The sequence below is a fragment of the Streptomyces albipurpureus genome (genome assembly GCF_023701525.1).
In the GTDB taxonomy this organism is placed as follows: domain Bacteria; phylum Actinomycetota; class Actinomycetes; order Streptomycetales; family Streptomycetaceae; genus Streptomyces; species Streptomyces albipurpureus.
Window position 1 is genome coordinate 294,637 of record NZ_JAMQAW010000025.1, and the last position, 13,902, is coordinate 308,538.

The window sequence follows — 13,902 nt, forward strand, 5'->3', positions numbered from 1 at the left end:
GGTTCAGGCCTGTACGGGCGCTGCGGGCCCCGGGCCGGGGGTGAGTCGGTCGCGCACCGCGCGTACGGCGGCTTCGGCGTCGTCGACGGTCACGGTGAAGGTTCTGCCGTCACCCAGGGTGAAGACCACTGCTTCCCCTCGGCGGACGATGACCGCCGTGCCCATTTCCGGGCGCCAGCGGTAACCCCAGCCGCCCCAATGACGTGGGGTGACCGTCGGTGCGAATTCCGCCCCCACCACGTGGGAGAGCGGGATCCTTCGGCGCGGTAGCCCCATATGGCCACAGCGGATCTCGATGAAGTCGCTGGTCACGGTGACCGCCACATGAACGAAGGCAAGGGTCCCGTAGAGGATCAGCAGGCCCGCGGCGACACAGCCGATGACCGACATCAGCAAGGGGGCGATCCCGGATGTCCAGGTGGAGACGATGGCGAGTTCTACGCCGAGTCCGATACAGGCGGCTCCCGCCACGGCGAGCAGCCACTGCATCCGATTGGTGGCACGGCCGGTCCACACCGCGGGCACGGTTTCGACGGAGTGCGCGGCGGGACGCGTCGAGTCATCGAAGTGGTCCCTCATGCGAGCAGAGTACCCAGCTTCCGAAAGGTCGGCCCGATTCCATGACGAACATCACAGAGCAGTACGTAAGCCGACAAAACGGACCGAGCTGGGGTCAGCGCACCGGGGCCACCGTCTGTAGCAGCCGGCCCTCGGCATAGCTCAGGGCCTGTTCGGACAGGGCGGACTCCCGGCCGCTGAGCAGCACGGTGAGACGTCCCGGTCGGACCGCGCCGGGCTCCGCCGGGAACCTGTCAACTCCCAGTCGGCGCAAGGTCTGCGCGGCGACCGCCCGCGCCGACCCGTAGAGGACGACGGGTGCGCTGAGTGCGGCGCTGATGCGGTCGGCGACGAGTTCGTAGTGGGTGCAGCCGAGCACGACGGACCGGACGTCACCGGGGGTGCGCGCTGCCGCGGCGGCGATGGCCCGGTCGATTCCGGCGTCGTCGGCGTGCTGGACGCCGTCCGCGAGCCCCGGACAGGGCACCTCGGTGACGTCGGCGCCGCCGGCGAAGTCCTGGATGAGCCGGCGCTGGTAGGAGCTGCCGGTGGTGGCGGGTGTCGCCCAGATGGCGACGGGTCCACCGGCCGCGGCTGCCGGCTTGATCGCGGGGACCGTGCCGATGATGGGCACGGTCGGTTCCAGCTCGGCGCGCAGCGTGGCCAGGGCGTGCACGGACGCGGTGTTGCAGGCGATGATCAGCGCATCGGGTTCATGGGCCACCGCCGCTCTGGCCACGGCGAGGGCGCGCTCGGTGACATCGTCCGGCGTACGCGGACCCCAGGGCATTCCGTCGGGATCCGAGGAGAGCACAAGATCCGCGTCCGGCCGGAGTCTGCGCACCGCAGCCGCCGCCGCGAGTAGGCCGATTCCGGAATCCATGAGCGCGATCTTCACCCGGTCACCATAGTCGACACCCGCTGGTGCACCGGTCGGCTGGGGCAGACTGCGGCTCATGACAGCGCTCGCTTGGACCGCCGCCGGATCACTGGGTGCCTGGGGCTGGCTGCTGCTTGGCCAGGGCTTCTTCTGGCGTACCGACCAGCGTCTGCCGCACCATGCGCCATGGGCGGGCCCCTGGCCGGATATCGCGGTCGTGGTCCCCGCACGGGACGAGGCGGAAGTGCTTCCGGCGAGCCTGCCGTCCCTGCTGGCACAGGACTATCCGGGGCGTGCCCGGGTGGTGCTGGTGGACGACGGGAGCACGGACGGTACGGGCGACACGGCCCGGGACTTGGCGGCGCGGTACCGAGGGCTGCCGCTGACGGTAGTCCATCCGGGTGAACCGGAGCCCGGCTGGACCGGGAAGCTGTGGGCGCTACGGCATGGAATCGAGGTGGCCCGCGCGGATGCCCCCGATTACCTGCTGCTGACGGACGCGGACATCGCCCATGCACCGGACAGTCTGCGTGTCCTGGTGGCGTCGGCCCGTGCGGGCGGTTTCGACCTGGTCTCCCAGATGGCGCGGTTGCGGACGGTGAGCCGCTGGGAACGGCTGGTGGTGCCCGCCTTCGTCTACTTCTTCGGTCAGCTCTATCCGTTCCGTTGGGTCAACCGGGCGGGGGCGCGGACGGCGGCGGCGGCCGGTGGCTGTGTGCTGCTGCGCACCGAGGCGGCCGAGCGGGCCGGTGTGCCGGAGGTGATCAGGCAGGCGGTGATTGACGATGTGTCGCTGGCGCGGGCCGTACAACGGTCCGGTGGGCGGATCTGGTTGGGGCTGGCCGATCGGGTGGACAGCGTCCGGCCCTATCCGGGTCTGGCGGATCTGTGGGGGATGGTGTCGCGCAGCGCCTACGCACAACTGCTGCACAACCCCTTCCTGCTCACGGCGACCGTCGCGGGGCTGGTCCTGGTCTATCTGGTACCGCCCATCGCCCTCGGCGCGGGCCTGCTCACCGGCGATACGGCCGCGGGGTGGGCCGGCGGGCTGGCCTGGGCGGTGATGGCGGGTACCTATCTGCCGGTGCTCCGCTACTACCGGCAGTCGCCGCTGCTGGCGCCACTGCTGCCGTTCACCGCGTTCCTGTACCTGTTGATGACGGCGGACTCGGCGGTTCAGCACTATCGCGGCCGCGGCGCGGCCTGGAAGGGGCGTACCTACGCCCGTCCCCGGCCGGCACCGGAACGCTGAACTAACGAGCTGACGGGGTCACTTGCGGCCCGGGGTCCAGTTCATACCCCACCCATAGGTCTTGTCCATGGTGCGCTGCGGGCTCACTCCGCGATCGGGGACCAGGAAGCGGGCCTCGCGCTGGACGACGAGGTCGGAACCCGTGTTGGTGATCAGCGCGAGGGAGCAGACCGTGGAGGGCACGGTGCATTCGCCGAGCGAGAACTCGATGGCCGCGCCGTGCTGCGGCTGGAGAGTCACCGTCGCGTCCAGGTCCGCGAAGCTGCGCGCGCCCTCGTAGATGGTGACGAAGATGACGACCCGGCGGAGCTCGTCCTTGTGGTCGAGATTGATGGTGAGGTTCTCGCCGGAGGTGCCGCCGGTGCGATCGTCGCCGTCGAGATGGATGTACGGGGCCTGGTTCAGCGCTCCGAAGGCGTTGCCGAGGGCCTGGACGACTCCCTTGCGGCCGTCGGTCAGTTCGTAGAGGGCGCAGAGGTCGAGATCGAGGTCGCCGTGCATGGCCATGGCTCGACCGAGTTTCGCGCCCCAGCCCTGGAACTGCTTACGCACCTTCCAGCTCAGGTTGACGCGCATCGCGCCGGAGGTGCCGCCCTGCTTGGTGAGCGAGACGGACGGGGCCTCCTTGGTCAGGGTCACCTTCGACAGCCGCACCGGAGTGGGCGCGGGGGCCGCGGGGGCCGGGGGTGCGGTGGCCGGGGCCGGGGGTGTGACGGGCTCGGCGCGAAGATGCATGGTGGCGCCGGACGGGGTGGGCGGCGCCGGAGCAGCCGGGGCGGAGGCCTTCTGAGGCTCGTCGACCGTGATGCCGAAGTCGGTCGCCAGACCCTCCAGGCCGGTGCTGTACCCCTGGCCCACCGACCGGAACTTCCACGCTCCTTGACGTCGGTAGAGCTCACCGAGCACGAACGCCGTCTCCACGGTGGCGTCCTGGCTGTCGTAGCGGGCGACCTCGGCGCCGGATGAGGCATCGCTCACCCGAATGTAGAGGCCGGGGACCTGACCGAAAGCGCCCCCGTCGGCCGAGGCCGCCAGAACGATCCGCTCGATCGAGGGTTCCACTGCCGCGAGGTCCACCCACAGCGTGTCGGTCACCCCGTCGGGGCCGGTCTGCTTCCCCTCATGGCGAACAGCACCAGAGGCATGGGTCGCCTGGTTGTAGAAGATGAAGTCCGCGTCGGAGCGGACCTTGCCCGAACTGGAGTCGAGCAGCAGCGCCGAAGCGTCCACATCAGGCGCGCGGTTACCCGAGCGCCATCCCAGTTCGACCCGGACCTGCGGCGCAGGCACCGGAGTATTGCCTCCCTTAGGCATGGACATGCTTGCCCCCATCACGAGTTCGGCATCCGAATTGGTTCACCGATGGCCAAACCTAACCTTGAGGGGCCCTCGGGCGCCCCCGCCGACCCACGGGTAACCCACTTCCAGCTCGCCCTTTACACGATTCTTGCGCCGCTGCGCGACCGATTTTCCCGGGTTCGGTCACATTGGGGCTCAGCGGCCGGTCATATCTCCGGAAACAACCCTCTTATCGGGCTCCCCAAAGACACATCGTGCGCTTAACTTATGTGCCATGACCTCCCCCCGCTCCATTTACGGCGGCGGCTACTACTCCGCTCCCTCGTTCGCTGACACCCCGATCTACGACTCGCTGGTCGCAGAGCGGGGCACGCCTCAGATCGCTCCGATCCGAGTGCCTGCCGCCTATGACACCGGCAGCAACTACCTGCCGGCGCTCCCCGCGGCTCTGCCCGCCCTCCCTGCCGGCCCTTCGGCACCGCAGCCCGCGTACGGCTATGGGCAGCAGACTCCCCAGCCCATGTCGCTTCAGCAGGCTCCGGCCCCGTACATCCCGCAGCAACAGCCGGTCGCCCCGCGTGGCTACCCCGGCCAACAGGGCTACCCGCAGCAGCGCCCGCCGGCCACCGGCTACGAGGCGATGCGTCCGGCCGCTCCCAGGCCCGCACCCGCACCGGGGCCCGGCTACACCGACCCCTACAACCGCCCGTATCCGGGGCAGGGTTACTAGCCCCGCGCGGAAGGGCGTTCGCGCGCGGGCGGGCATTCGTCGGCCCGTCCCCCTTCCCCCGCTTCCCATCTCCCGCGTAGCCGGGCGCCCTTGGCTGCCTTGGGCCTACGGCCCCTTGGTGCGAGATGTTCCCTTCCGGTGAGGTCTGTGGGAACACGGCACCCCGCCGCGCACGTTGGGAGAGGAGGAGCGGGACAACGCAGAGTCGCCGTACGACAGCAGCACGCACCGATGCTCAGCCAGGGCTCGTAAGATGCGTGCTGATGTTGTGCGGCACTGCGCTGTCCAGGACGGCGAAGGGGGTGCGGACATGGGGGCGGTACGAGGAGTCTGGCGTTGGCGCGGCAATCCCCTGCGCCGGGCCACCGATCTGATCGAGGCATGGGTGGCGTTGATCGCCGCGCTGCTTCTGGTCACCCTGAGTCCGGCGATCGGCTGGCTGGTCGGCTCGGCCACCGAGGACTCGCTGCGCCAGTCCATGCGCCTCCAGCGTCAGCAGCGCCACCCGACGACCGCGACGGTGCTCAGCCCCGCACCGCCGGCGAAGCCCCCCTCGTACGACCCCGACGCCACCGCGTCCCATCGCCAGCGAGGTGCGGTGCGGGCTCAATGGCGGGCGGTGGACGGCCAGCGGCGCACCGGGACCGTCTCAACCGTCTTGGCGAAACCTCGGGCGGGCGACCGGATCACCATCTGGACCGATGCTCAGGGCCATGCGGTCGGCCGTCCGCTGAACGGCACGACCGTGCGGACGCATGCGGCCCTCACCGGCGTGGGTGGCGCGCTGACCGCCGCGGGAACGCTCGAATGCGCCAGACGCCTGGTGCTGTGGCGACTGGTACGACGCAGATATGAGCGGCTGGACCGGGCCTGGGCCGCTGTTGGGCCGGACTGGGGCCGCACCGGTACGGGCAGCTGACCTCCCGATTCGTCAACTCCCGACCGATGCGCGCGCTACGGTGGGGCGACCCCATCGCGGGGTCGGGACCTGTCGCCCGATCAGGGCGCAGTCAGGACAGAGTTTCGGGCGGGCGCGGTAGCCGTCGACGAGTCAGTCACGATGGTGACAGGTCTGCAGGGGGCGTTCCCCTCCCCGAGGCGCGCCGAAACCGATTACACGAGGTGGGGGCAGAGCAACACGATGGCACAGGGCACGGTCCAGGTGACCCACACGGGCACATCCCGGTGGCGGCGCCGCACGGGCGAGTACGCCTCTTTGGCAGCAGCCCTGGAGGCAGCCGGGGACGGCGATATCCTCACCGTCGCCCCGGGGACGTACCGCGAGAACCTCGTGGTCCAGCGAGCCGTCACACTGCGCGGCCCCGAAGGCTCCGTGGGCTCGGTGCGCATCGCGCCCGCCGACGGCGTGGCCCTGACCGTGCGGGCTTCCGCCACCGTGCAGGACCTCCATGTGGAGGGCCAGGACACGACCGTGCCGGCGCTGTTGGTCGAGGACGGCACCCCCGAGCTGATCGACATACGCATCTCCACCCGCTCGGCCGCCGGGCTCGAAGTGCGCGGCGCGGCCCGCCCCACGGTCCGCCGCTGCACGATCGACAACCCCGCCGGGGTAGGCATCGCCGTACTGGACGGCGCGGGCGGGGTGTTCGAGGAGTGCGAGGTGGTCTCGGCCGGCCAGTCGGGCGTCTCGGTCCGCGGCGGTGGCCATCCGCGGCTGGAGCGCTGCCGGGTGCATCACACCTCGGGTGCCGGGCTGACCATCACCGGCGAGGGCAGTGGTCTGGAGGCCGTCGGCTGCGAGGTGTACGAGATCAAGGGCGCGGGGTTGCAGATCGCCTCCCGGGCCACGGCGCATCTGACCGACTCCAGTGTGCACCGCACTTCCGCCGATGGGGTGACCCTGGACACGGACGCGGTCCTGACCCTTTCGGACTGCGACATCCATGACATTCCGGAGAACGCGATCGATCTGCGCTCGCGTTCCGTGCTGACCCTCACCCGGTCCACGGTCCGGCGGTTCGGCCGCAACGGCCTTTCGGTGTGGGACCCGGGCACCCGGGTGGATGCGAACCAGTGCGAGATACATGACAGTACGGGCGACTATCCGGCCGTCTGGGTCAGCGACGGGGCGACGGCGGTACTGGACTCCTGCCGGGTGCACGATGTCCCCGACGCCCTCTTCGTGCTTGATCGGGGCTCCCGGGTCGACGTGGTCGACAGCGATCTCTCCCAGATCCGCAACACGGCGGTGTCCGTGAGCGACGGGGCAAGCGCACAGCTCGATGACTGCCGGATCAGGGAGGCCTCCACGGGTGCCTGGTTCCGCGACCACGGCAGCGGCGGCACCTTGAACTCCTGCACCATCGACGCGGCGCAGACGGGTGTCATCGTCACCAAGGGCGCTGACCCGGTGATAGAGCGCTGTACGGTCACCTCGCCGGCGGAGGCGGGGTTCTATGTGTCGGCGGAGGGCCGCGGCACCTTCCGCGGCTGCCGGGTGACCGGGAGCGGCGGCTACGGCTTCCATGTCATGGACGGTTGCCGTACGACGCTCAGCAAGTGCCGCACCGAGCGCTGTACGCGCGGCGGATACGAACTCGTCGATCCCTCGCTCCCGGTCATCGAGGATTGCACCAGCGATGAGTCGGCGGTGCTGGGGGCGCATGGACGGGCGGTACCGGAGCCCTCTGCCAACCGTCTGCCGTCCCCTCAACCCGCCGGGCCGTTGGCGTCGTCGCCCACCCCACCCGTGACACCGACGACACCCGAGCCGCAGGAGACCGCCCTGGCCCGGAGCTCGGACGCGGTCCTCGGCGATCTGGACGCGCTGGTCGGTCTGGACAGCGTGAAACGTGAGGTCCGGTCACTGACGAACATGATCGAAGTCGGCCGGCGCCGCCAGGAGGCGGGCTTGAAGGCCGCGTCGGTACGCCGGCATCTGGTCTTCACCGGCTCCCCCGGCACCGGCAAGACGACGGTGGCACGTCTGTACGGCGAGATCCTCGCCGCGCTCGGCGTGCTCAAGCGCGGTCATCTCGTGGAGGTGTCGCGGGTGGATCTGGTGGGTGAGCACATCGGTTCCACCGCGATCCGTACCCAGGAGGCGTTCGACCGGGCCCGCGGCGGAGTGCTCTTCATCGACGAGGCCTATGCGCTCTCCCCCGAGGACTCCGGCCGGGATTTCGGCAAGGAGGCCATCGACACGCTGGTGAAGTTGATGGAGGACCATCGGGAAGCGGTGGTGGTCATCGTCGCCGGCTACACGGCGGAGATGGAGCGCTTCCTCTCGGTCAACCCCGGAGTGGCATCGCGATTCTCCCGAACCATCACCTTCCAGGACTACGAGGCCGATGAGCTGCTGAACATCGTCCAGCGGCAGGCCGACGAGCATGAGTACCGGCTCGCGGACGGTACGGGTGAGGCGCTGTTGAAGTACTTCGCCGTGCTGCCCAAGGGCCCGGCGTTCGGTAACGGCCGTACCGCACGCCAGACCTTTGAGTCGATGGTGGAGCGGCACGCCAGCCGGGTAGCCGATCTGGCCGAGGTCAGTACCGACGATCTGACCTTGCTCTACCCCGAGGATCTGCCCGAGCTGCCCTGAACCGGGGCCTCGTTGGACCGCTGCTGGGTGGGGATGGCCGGTGGCAGCCGTTCCAGCAGTCCCTGGCGTTCGAGGGCGAAGCGCGGGTCGGCCTGATAGTCGGAGTGGCCTCGGATCGGCTCGGGCAGGGGATGGCTTCGGGAGCGTCCGTAGACCACCGGGTCATGGAGCGGGGCGCCGTCGACCGGGCGGTGTCCGGCCTCCGCCGGCACCAGCACCGGACCTCCTATGGGATCGGTGGGCCGCCAGAGATTGCGCCAGCTGTCCACCTCGTCGCTCAGTGACGTGAGGGCGCCGGGGCCGAAGTAGGCCGGGAACCAGCGTCCGTAGAGCCGCTCCAGCGGTGAACCGTAGGTGAGCAGCGCGACTTGGCCACGTGTCTTGGCGGGGAGCTGCCAGACGGCGGCAGCGGCCAGCACACTGCCCTGGGAGTGCCCGGAGATCACCAGCCGGCCGCCCGTCCGTTCGGTCCAGGTGCACATGCGCCAGGTGAGGTCCGGAACCGCCCTTTCCGCGTAGCAGGGCGGGGCGAAGGGGTGGGCGGCGCGGGGCCAGAAGGTGCCGACGTCCCACAGGGTTCCGATGGTCCGCCGGGCGGCGGCATCGCGGTAGGCGCGTCGGCCCCAGGTCACCAGCAGTATGAAACCGACGCCGACCAGCCAGGAGCCCAGTGCCTGCGCGGTGGTGGCCATGGTGTCGGCCAGTCCGTCGTTCGCGAAGACCTGCCCGGGTACCTCCCCGGTCGCCCAGGCCCCCATGACCGCCCCCGCCCCGAGGAGGAGCGTGGCACCGGCGACGATCCCCACCGTCCAGGGTGCCGCGTCGGTGACGGCGGCGCGGGCCCGGGCGCTCGCGATCCGCCGGGTGCGGACCTGATCTGGCCGCCACACCCCGTCCGGCCGCGTTCGTTCCCTCGCCGCGTACTCCGCTTCGATCGGGTCGGCGAGGCGGCGGGCCGTCAGCCAGGTGCGTACGGCGAGGACCACCGCGGGGCCGATCAGCAGGAGCAGCAGCACCGGGATGACGGAGGCCTGCCAACTGAGCAGTACGGGAGGGCCGGGGATGTGCCCGTCGCCATCCATGCCGGGGGTCCCCGGTCCATCGAGCCAGTCGGCGACCCGCTGGGCGATGCCTCCGGTCATCACTCCACCGAGGCCGCAGCCGAGCATCGCGACGGCGGGTCCGGCAAGGCCCCGCAACGCGGCCCGGGGCTGGCGGGCCCGTCGTTGCAACGCCAGGGCGACCACGCCCAGGGAGACGATCAGCACCCCCTGGGCAAGGGCGATGACTCGGAAGGTGACATCGCCGGGGAGGGTGCCATGGGAAACCCAGCCAGGCCGGGACCAGCAGGCGTAGAGCAGGGAGAGCGCCAGAACGCCGAGGGCGGCGCCGGGCAGTTGACGGACGGCGGCACGGTCGAACCTCGCGTCGAATCGACGTTCACTGCGGCCCCGGCGGAAGACGACGGCGAGGACGATCAGCAGTCCGAGGACGAGCAGGATCTCCAGCGCCCAACCCCAGATCTGCAGAAGGACGCTGTCTGCGGCCCGATCCCGGCGGGCAGCGGCCCCGGCGACGGCGGCGGCGACGGTGAGGAATCCGGCAGCGGTGTGGGCGGCGCGCAGCCGGGCGACCAGCCTGCGGCCGTACCAGAACCCGGGGCGCCCCAGCGCGGGCCGTACGGGGAGGCGGCCTCCGAACTCCTGCGCGCACTCCGCCTCCTCGGCGCCCTCCGCGCCGTCGGCTGCGTCAGTGTCGTCGGCACCTTCGGCCGCTACGACCGCTGCGGGGGTGGCGGGGATATCGCTTGTGTTCGCCGAGCCACCGATGGTCCGGGGAGTGCCATCGGGTGCCGGGCACCGGGGGCCCGCCTCGCCTTCCGCCACTTCGGCGCCCGTCGGGGGCCGCTGGGACTCATACGCGCTCCAGGTCCGGTTGGAGAGGTACCAGAGCAGCCCCACCAGGGCGGCGGGAACCAGGGAGGCGAGTGCCAACCGGCGGCCTGGCTGGGACCACCAGCCACCTTGCTCAACCGAGAGGAACCCGAGCCAGGAACGGTCGTTCGAGCAGTAGGCGACGCCGGCGCACTGCCAGGCGACCAGATCGAGCGCCACCTCGCACGCGGCGGCCGTCAACAGAACGGTGAGACTGAGCGCGACCAGTCGTACCAACACTCCATAGGCCCTGGTGGTCTTGGCGCTGCCGCTGACGCGCGGACGCATCCAGTGCGCCAGGTTGACGACCATAAAGGGGAGCAACAGCAGCCAGAGCGCCCGGGCGCTGTTGCCCGAGGTGAGGTTGGACCAGCAGTAAGCCTCCGGAATCGGCTGATCGGTGTCGCGCTGACGATCTGTTTCGGCCTTCTCATCGTCACGGCGCCGAAAGACGGCCGCCTTCTCGTCTCCGGAGATCCGGACCGTACGGGGATCGCAGAGCATCTCCTCCGGGGTGGCCCCACCAACTCCGTGGACCAGCAGTTCCAGCGCGGGGCCCTCGTTTCTCGGGGCCGGGGTTGCAGATGGCACCGGTTTGACTCGCTCTCTCGACGGGGACGGCTACCGCGCTACGGCGCGCGTCATTCCTCCCAAGAATCCCGGATACCGGTGGCTTGTCGCACCGCCCTCACCGAATCTCCGCGACACCGCGCCCAACCCGCCGTGGGAGTATTGGGCCGCCTTGACATCAGGCGGCGCAGGACGACATGGAAGGACCGGCCACGGCAGTGACCGACAATCAGAACCTGCTCGCGGAGCAGCGGCGTGCTCTCATTCTCGACGAGGTGCGCAGGCGCGGTGGGGTGCGGGTGAACGAGCTCACCCGCAAGCTCAGCGTCTCCGATATGACGGTACGTCGTGATCTGGACGCGCTCGCGCGCCAGGGCGTCATCGAGAAGGTGCACGGCGGAGCGGTGCCGGTCGTCGAGGCCAGTACCCACGAGCCGGGGTTCGAGGCCAAGTCCGCGCTTGAGTTGAGCGCGAAGGAGGACATCGCCCGGTTCGCAGCGCCGCTGGCGGTGCCCGGTACGGCGATCGCCCTATCGGGTGGAACCACGACCTTCGCGCTGGCCCACCACCTCCTCGATGTGCCGGATCTGACGGTGGTCACCAATTCGGTTCGGGTCGCTGACGTCTTCCACACGGCCCAGCGGGCTGGAGCGAACGGAGCGGCCCGGCCGGGCGCCGCGACCGTCGTCCTCACGGGAGGGGTGCGGACCCCCTCGGACTCGCTGGTGGGTCCGGTGGCCGACCAGGCGATCCGCTCGCTCCACTTCGATGTGCTCTTCCTGGGGGTGCACGGGATCTCGGTGGAGGCTGGACTGTCGACGCCCAACCTCGCGGAGGCGGAGACCAACCGGCGTTTCGTACGGGCCGCGCGCAGAGTGGTGGTGGTCGCCGACCACACCAAGTGGGGCACTGTGGGCCTGAGTTCGTTCGCACGGCTCGCCGAAGTGGACACTCTGGTGACCGATGCGGGGCTGTCCAAACAAGCCCAGGAGCAGATCTCGGAGCATCTGCCGGGACTGGTGGTCGCGGGCGGCCCAGGTAGCGCGGACGCGCAGGGCGGCTGAGGTCACCGTGTCCGTGTTCCGACTGACACGAGCAGTCACCCTCCCCGTCGACGAGGTGTGGCAACGGGTGACCGATTGGCGATCCCACGCGGCGCAAGTGCCGCTGACACGGCTCTCCTCGGTGACGGACGGGCCAACCGGCGTGGGGACGGTCTTCACCGTGCGGTCAGCGTGGGGACCCATCGGGTTCGACGATCCGATGGAGGTCGTCCGCTGGGAGCCTCCGGGAGAGGGGCCGACGGGCGGCTACCGGCTGGAGAAGCGGGGCCGGATCGTCGGCGGTTGGGCGGAGGTCGAGGTACTTCGGCAGGGCTCGGGGTCGATCGTGGTGTGGACCGAGCAGTTGGACATTCGCCCCCTACCGGGGCTGTTCGACCGGCTGGTGGCGCGGGTGGGACGGGCGGTGTTCGGTCGCGCGCTCAACGGGTTGCTGGAACAGCCGTATGACTGAAGGCGCCGTGCAACCCCGGGCGCGGGGCGGAGCAGCAAGCTCCGGCTCGGGGCCCACTTCACCGGGACGATCCCTGCTCGCCCCACGCGTAGGCGCTGGGCGTACCGCGTCGATGCCAACCGTGCAGCGGGCCTGACCGCCCGCACCGAGGAGTGGCCGTACTCCTCGGTGGAGTCAGGCGGTCTGTCGACGATCACACCGGAGGACTCCGCCTCGGTACGGGCCCGGCCCCGGGCGGTCGCCCGGCGCCGCGGAAGCTCGACCCATCGGACACAGCGACCGGGCCACGGGTCCAACCGGGCGGTGAGGCACGGCTGGACGGCCACTCGGCGCCCTCCCCTGTCAGTGCGGCCAGCTGCCGGTCGTCAGAAACACCTCGATCTCCCGCGCATAGGGCGTGATGTCCAGCCCCTGGTCCCGCAGCCAGTCATCCGAGTAGTACTTGTCGAGGTACCGGTCACCGGGGTCGCAGAGCAGGGTCACCACACTTCCCCGCTGTCCGGTGGCCACCATCTCCGAAACGATCTTCCAAGCGCTCCAGAGCCCGGTCCCGGTGGAACCACCGGCCTTGCGCCCGATGGCCGCGTCCAGTGCGCGTACGGCCGCGACGCTGGCCGCATCGGGGACCTTCATCATCCGGTCGATGGCACCGGGGACAAAGCTCGGCTCCATCCGGGGCCGGCCGATGCCCTCGATCCGAGAACTGGACGCACTGGTGGCTCGCGGGTCACCCAGCGTCCAGCCCTCGTAGAAGCATGAGTTCTCCGGGTCCGGCACGCAGACCCGGGTGTCGTACTGCATGTAGTGCACATACCGGGCGATGGTCGCCGACGTACCACCGGTGCCGGCGGTAGCGACGATCCATGCGGGTTCTGGGTAGCGCTCCAGTTCCAGCTGTTGGTAAATCGATTCAGCAATGTTGTTGTTACCGCGCCAGTCGGTGGCTCGTTCCGCATAGGTGAACTGGTCCATGTAGTGGCCGCCGGTCCGCTCAGCGAGCGCTGCGGACTCTTCGTACATCTTCCGGGAGTCATCGACGAAGTGGCACTGTCCGCCGTGGAATTCGATCAGCCGGATCTTCTCCGGGCTGGTCGTACGGGGCATCACGGCGACGAAGGGAACGCCGACCAGCTTGGCGAAGTACGCCTCCGAGACGGCCGTGGAACCGCTGCTCGCCTCGATGACGGGCTTTCCGGGCCTGATCCAGCCGTTGCAGAGACCGTAGAGAAAGAGCGAACGCGCCAGTCGGTGCTTGAGGCTGCCGGTCGGATGGGTGGATTCATCCTTGAGGTAGAGGTCGATACCCCACTCCTCGGGCAGGGGGAACTTCAGCAGATGGGTATCGGCGGAGCGGTTGGAGTCAGCCTGGACCTTTCGAACGGCCTCTTTGAGCCAGGCTCGGTAATCGGGATCGCTACGGTCCGTATCACCCGTCGCCATCGCCCCGCCCGTCACGCGCTTGTCATTGATGCTCATATGCGCCATCCCTAGCCATACCTGGATCGCTTGCCCCTCCCTGCCACAGTAAGCCCCCCACCTGCACAAACGTTTGCTTTGGGCAGCCATAGGAGACTCTTGTGGGTGGGCTGGCCCTTCATGTAC

The 13,902-nt window shown here is 69.8% G+C and carries 11 protein-coding genes; 6 read left to right on the forward strand and 5 right to left on the reverse strand.

Annotated elements, in window-relative coordinates:
* Positions 1-3: 3 nt before the first annotated feature.
* Positions 4-579 (reverse strand): hypothetical protein, encoded by a 576-nt coding sequence (locus NBG84_RS20800; protein ID WP_250921039.1) that lies wholly within the window; start codon positions 577-579, stop codon positions 4-6.
* A gap of 94 nt (positions 580-673) precedes the next feature.
* Positions 674-1,516 (reverse strand): glutamate racemase, encoded by an 843-nt coding sequence (locus NBG84_RS20805; RefSeq protein WP_250921040.1) that lies wholly within the window; start codon positions 1,514-1,516, stop codon positions 674-676.
* Between NBG84_RS20805 and NBG84_RS20810 the strand changes: the two genes are divergently transcribed.
* The gene (locus tag NBG84_RS20810) at positions 1,515-2,690 is read left to right on the forward strand and encodes a glycosyltransferase (RefSeq protein ID WP_250921041.1); all 1,176 of its coding nucleotides are present in this window, start codon (positions 1,515-1,517) and stop codon (positions 2,688-2,690) included. The genes NBG84_RS20805 and NBG84_RS20810 overlap by 2 nt on opposite strands.
* An 18-nt stretch (positions 2,691-2,708) precedes the next feature.
* Here the strand turns inward: NBG84_RS20810 and NBG84_RS20815 are convergent, their stop codons facing one another.
* The gene (locus tag NBG84_RS20815; RefSeq protein ID WP_250921042.1) at positions 2,709-4,010 is read right to left on the reverse strand and encodes a TerD family protein; all 1,302 of its coding nucleotides are present in this window, start codon (positions 4,008-4,010) and stop codon (positions 2,709-2,711) included.
* A 253-nt stretch (positions 4,011-4,263) separates the two neighbouring features.
* Here NBG84_RS20815 and NBG84_RS20820 point away from each other — a divergent pair, with 253 nt between their 5' ends.
* The 3 genes from NBG84_RS20820 (at position 4,264) to NBG84_RS20830 (ending at position 8,281) form a co-directional block, all read left to right on the forward strand.
* Complete coding sequence (locus tag NBG84_RS20820; protein WP_250921043.1) at positions 4,264-4,719, forward strand: DUF6643 family protein; 456 nt, start codon at positions 4,264-4,266, stop codon at positions 4,717-4,719.
* Between the two features lie 253 nt (positions 4,720-4,972).
* A complete protein-coding gene (locus NBG84_RS20825; protein WP_308312091.1) occupies positions 4,973-5,638 on the forward strand; it encodes an Rv1733c family protein in 666 nt (221 codons plus the stop codon).
* A 222-nt stretch (positions 5,639-5,860) separates the two neighbouring features.
* Complete coding sequence (locus NBG84_RS20830) at positions 5,861-8,281, forward strand: right-handed parallel beta-helix repeat-containing protein (protein WP_250921044.1); 2,421 nt, start codon at positions 5,861-5,863, stop codon at positions 8,279-8,281.
* Here NBG84_RS20830 and NBG84_RS20835 read toward each other — a convergent pair.
* A complete protein-coding gene (locus NBG84_RS20835) occupies positions 8,251-10,806 on the reverse strand; it encodes a hypothetical protein (protein ID WP_250921045.1) in 2,556 nt (851 codons plus the stop codon). The genes NBG84_RS20830 and NBG84_RS20835 overlap by 31 nt on opposite strands.
* 197 nt (positions 10,807-11,003) lie before the next feature.
* Between NBG84_RS20835 and NBG84_RS20840 the strand changes: the two genes are divergently transcribed.
* Together NBG84_RS20840 and NBG84_RS20845 are read left to right on the forward strand one after the other, a co-directional pair.
* Positions 11,004-11,849, forward strand: coding sequence for a DeoR/GlpR family DNA-binding transcription regulator (locus tag NBG84_RS20840; protein ID WP_250921046.1), 846 nt, complete (start codon positions 11,004-11,006; stop codon positions 11,847-11,849).
* Between the two features lie 13 nt (positions 11,850-11,862).
* Complete coding sequence (locus tag NBG84_RS20845) at positions 11,863-12,300, forward strand: SRPBCC family protein (RefSeq protein WP_308312092.1); 438 nt, start codon at positions 11,863-11,865, stop codon at positions 12,298-12,300.
* A 342-nt stretch (positions 12,301-12,642) separates the two neighbouring features.
* On the opposite strand, the gene NBG84_RS20850 is transcribed toward NBG84_RS20845, so the two are convergent.
* Entirely contained in the window at positions 12,643-13,776 is a 1,134-nt protein-coding gene (locus NBG84_RS20850; protein ID WP_285367206.1) for a PLP-dependent cysteine synthase family protein, read from the reverse strand.
* Positions 13,777-13,902: the final 126 nt, after the last annotated feature.

Excerpts from the sequence above, each read along its gene's own strand:
- NBG84_RS20800 (WP_250921039.1), bottom strand. The coding sequence starts at position 579 with ATGAGGGACCACTTCGATGACTCGACGCGTCCCGCCGCGCACTCCGTC.
- NBG84_RS20810 (WP_250921041.1), top strand. The coding sequence starts at position 1,515 with ATGACAGCGCTCGCTTGGACCGCCGCCGGATCACTGGGTGCCTGGGGC.
- NBG84_RS20805 (WP_250921040.1), bottom strand. The coding sequence starts at position 1,516 with ATGAGCCGCAGTCTGCCCCAGCCGACCGGTGCACCAGCGGGTGTCGAC.
- NBG84_RS20815 (WP_250921042.1), bottom strand. The coding sequence starts at position 4,010 with ATGTCCATGCCTAAGGGAGGCAATACTCCGGTGCCTGCGCCGCAGGTC.
- NBG84_RS20820 (WP_250921043.1), top strand. The coding sequence starts at position 4,264 with ATGACCTCCCCCCGCTCCATTTACGGCGGCGGCTACTACTCCGCTCCC.
- NBG84_RS20825 (WP_308312091.1), top strand. The coding sequence starts at position 4,973 with ATGCGTGCTGATGTTGTGCGGCACTGCGCTGTCCAGGACGGCGAAGGG.
- NBG84_RS20830 (WP_250921044.1), top strand. The coding sequence starts at position 5,861 with ATGGCACAGGGCACGGTCCAGGTGACCCACACGGGCACATCCCGGTGG.
- NBG84_RS20850 (WP_285367206.1), bottom strand. The coding sequence starts at position 13,776 with ATGAGCATCAATGACAAGCGCGTGACGGGCGGGGCGATGGCGACGGGT.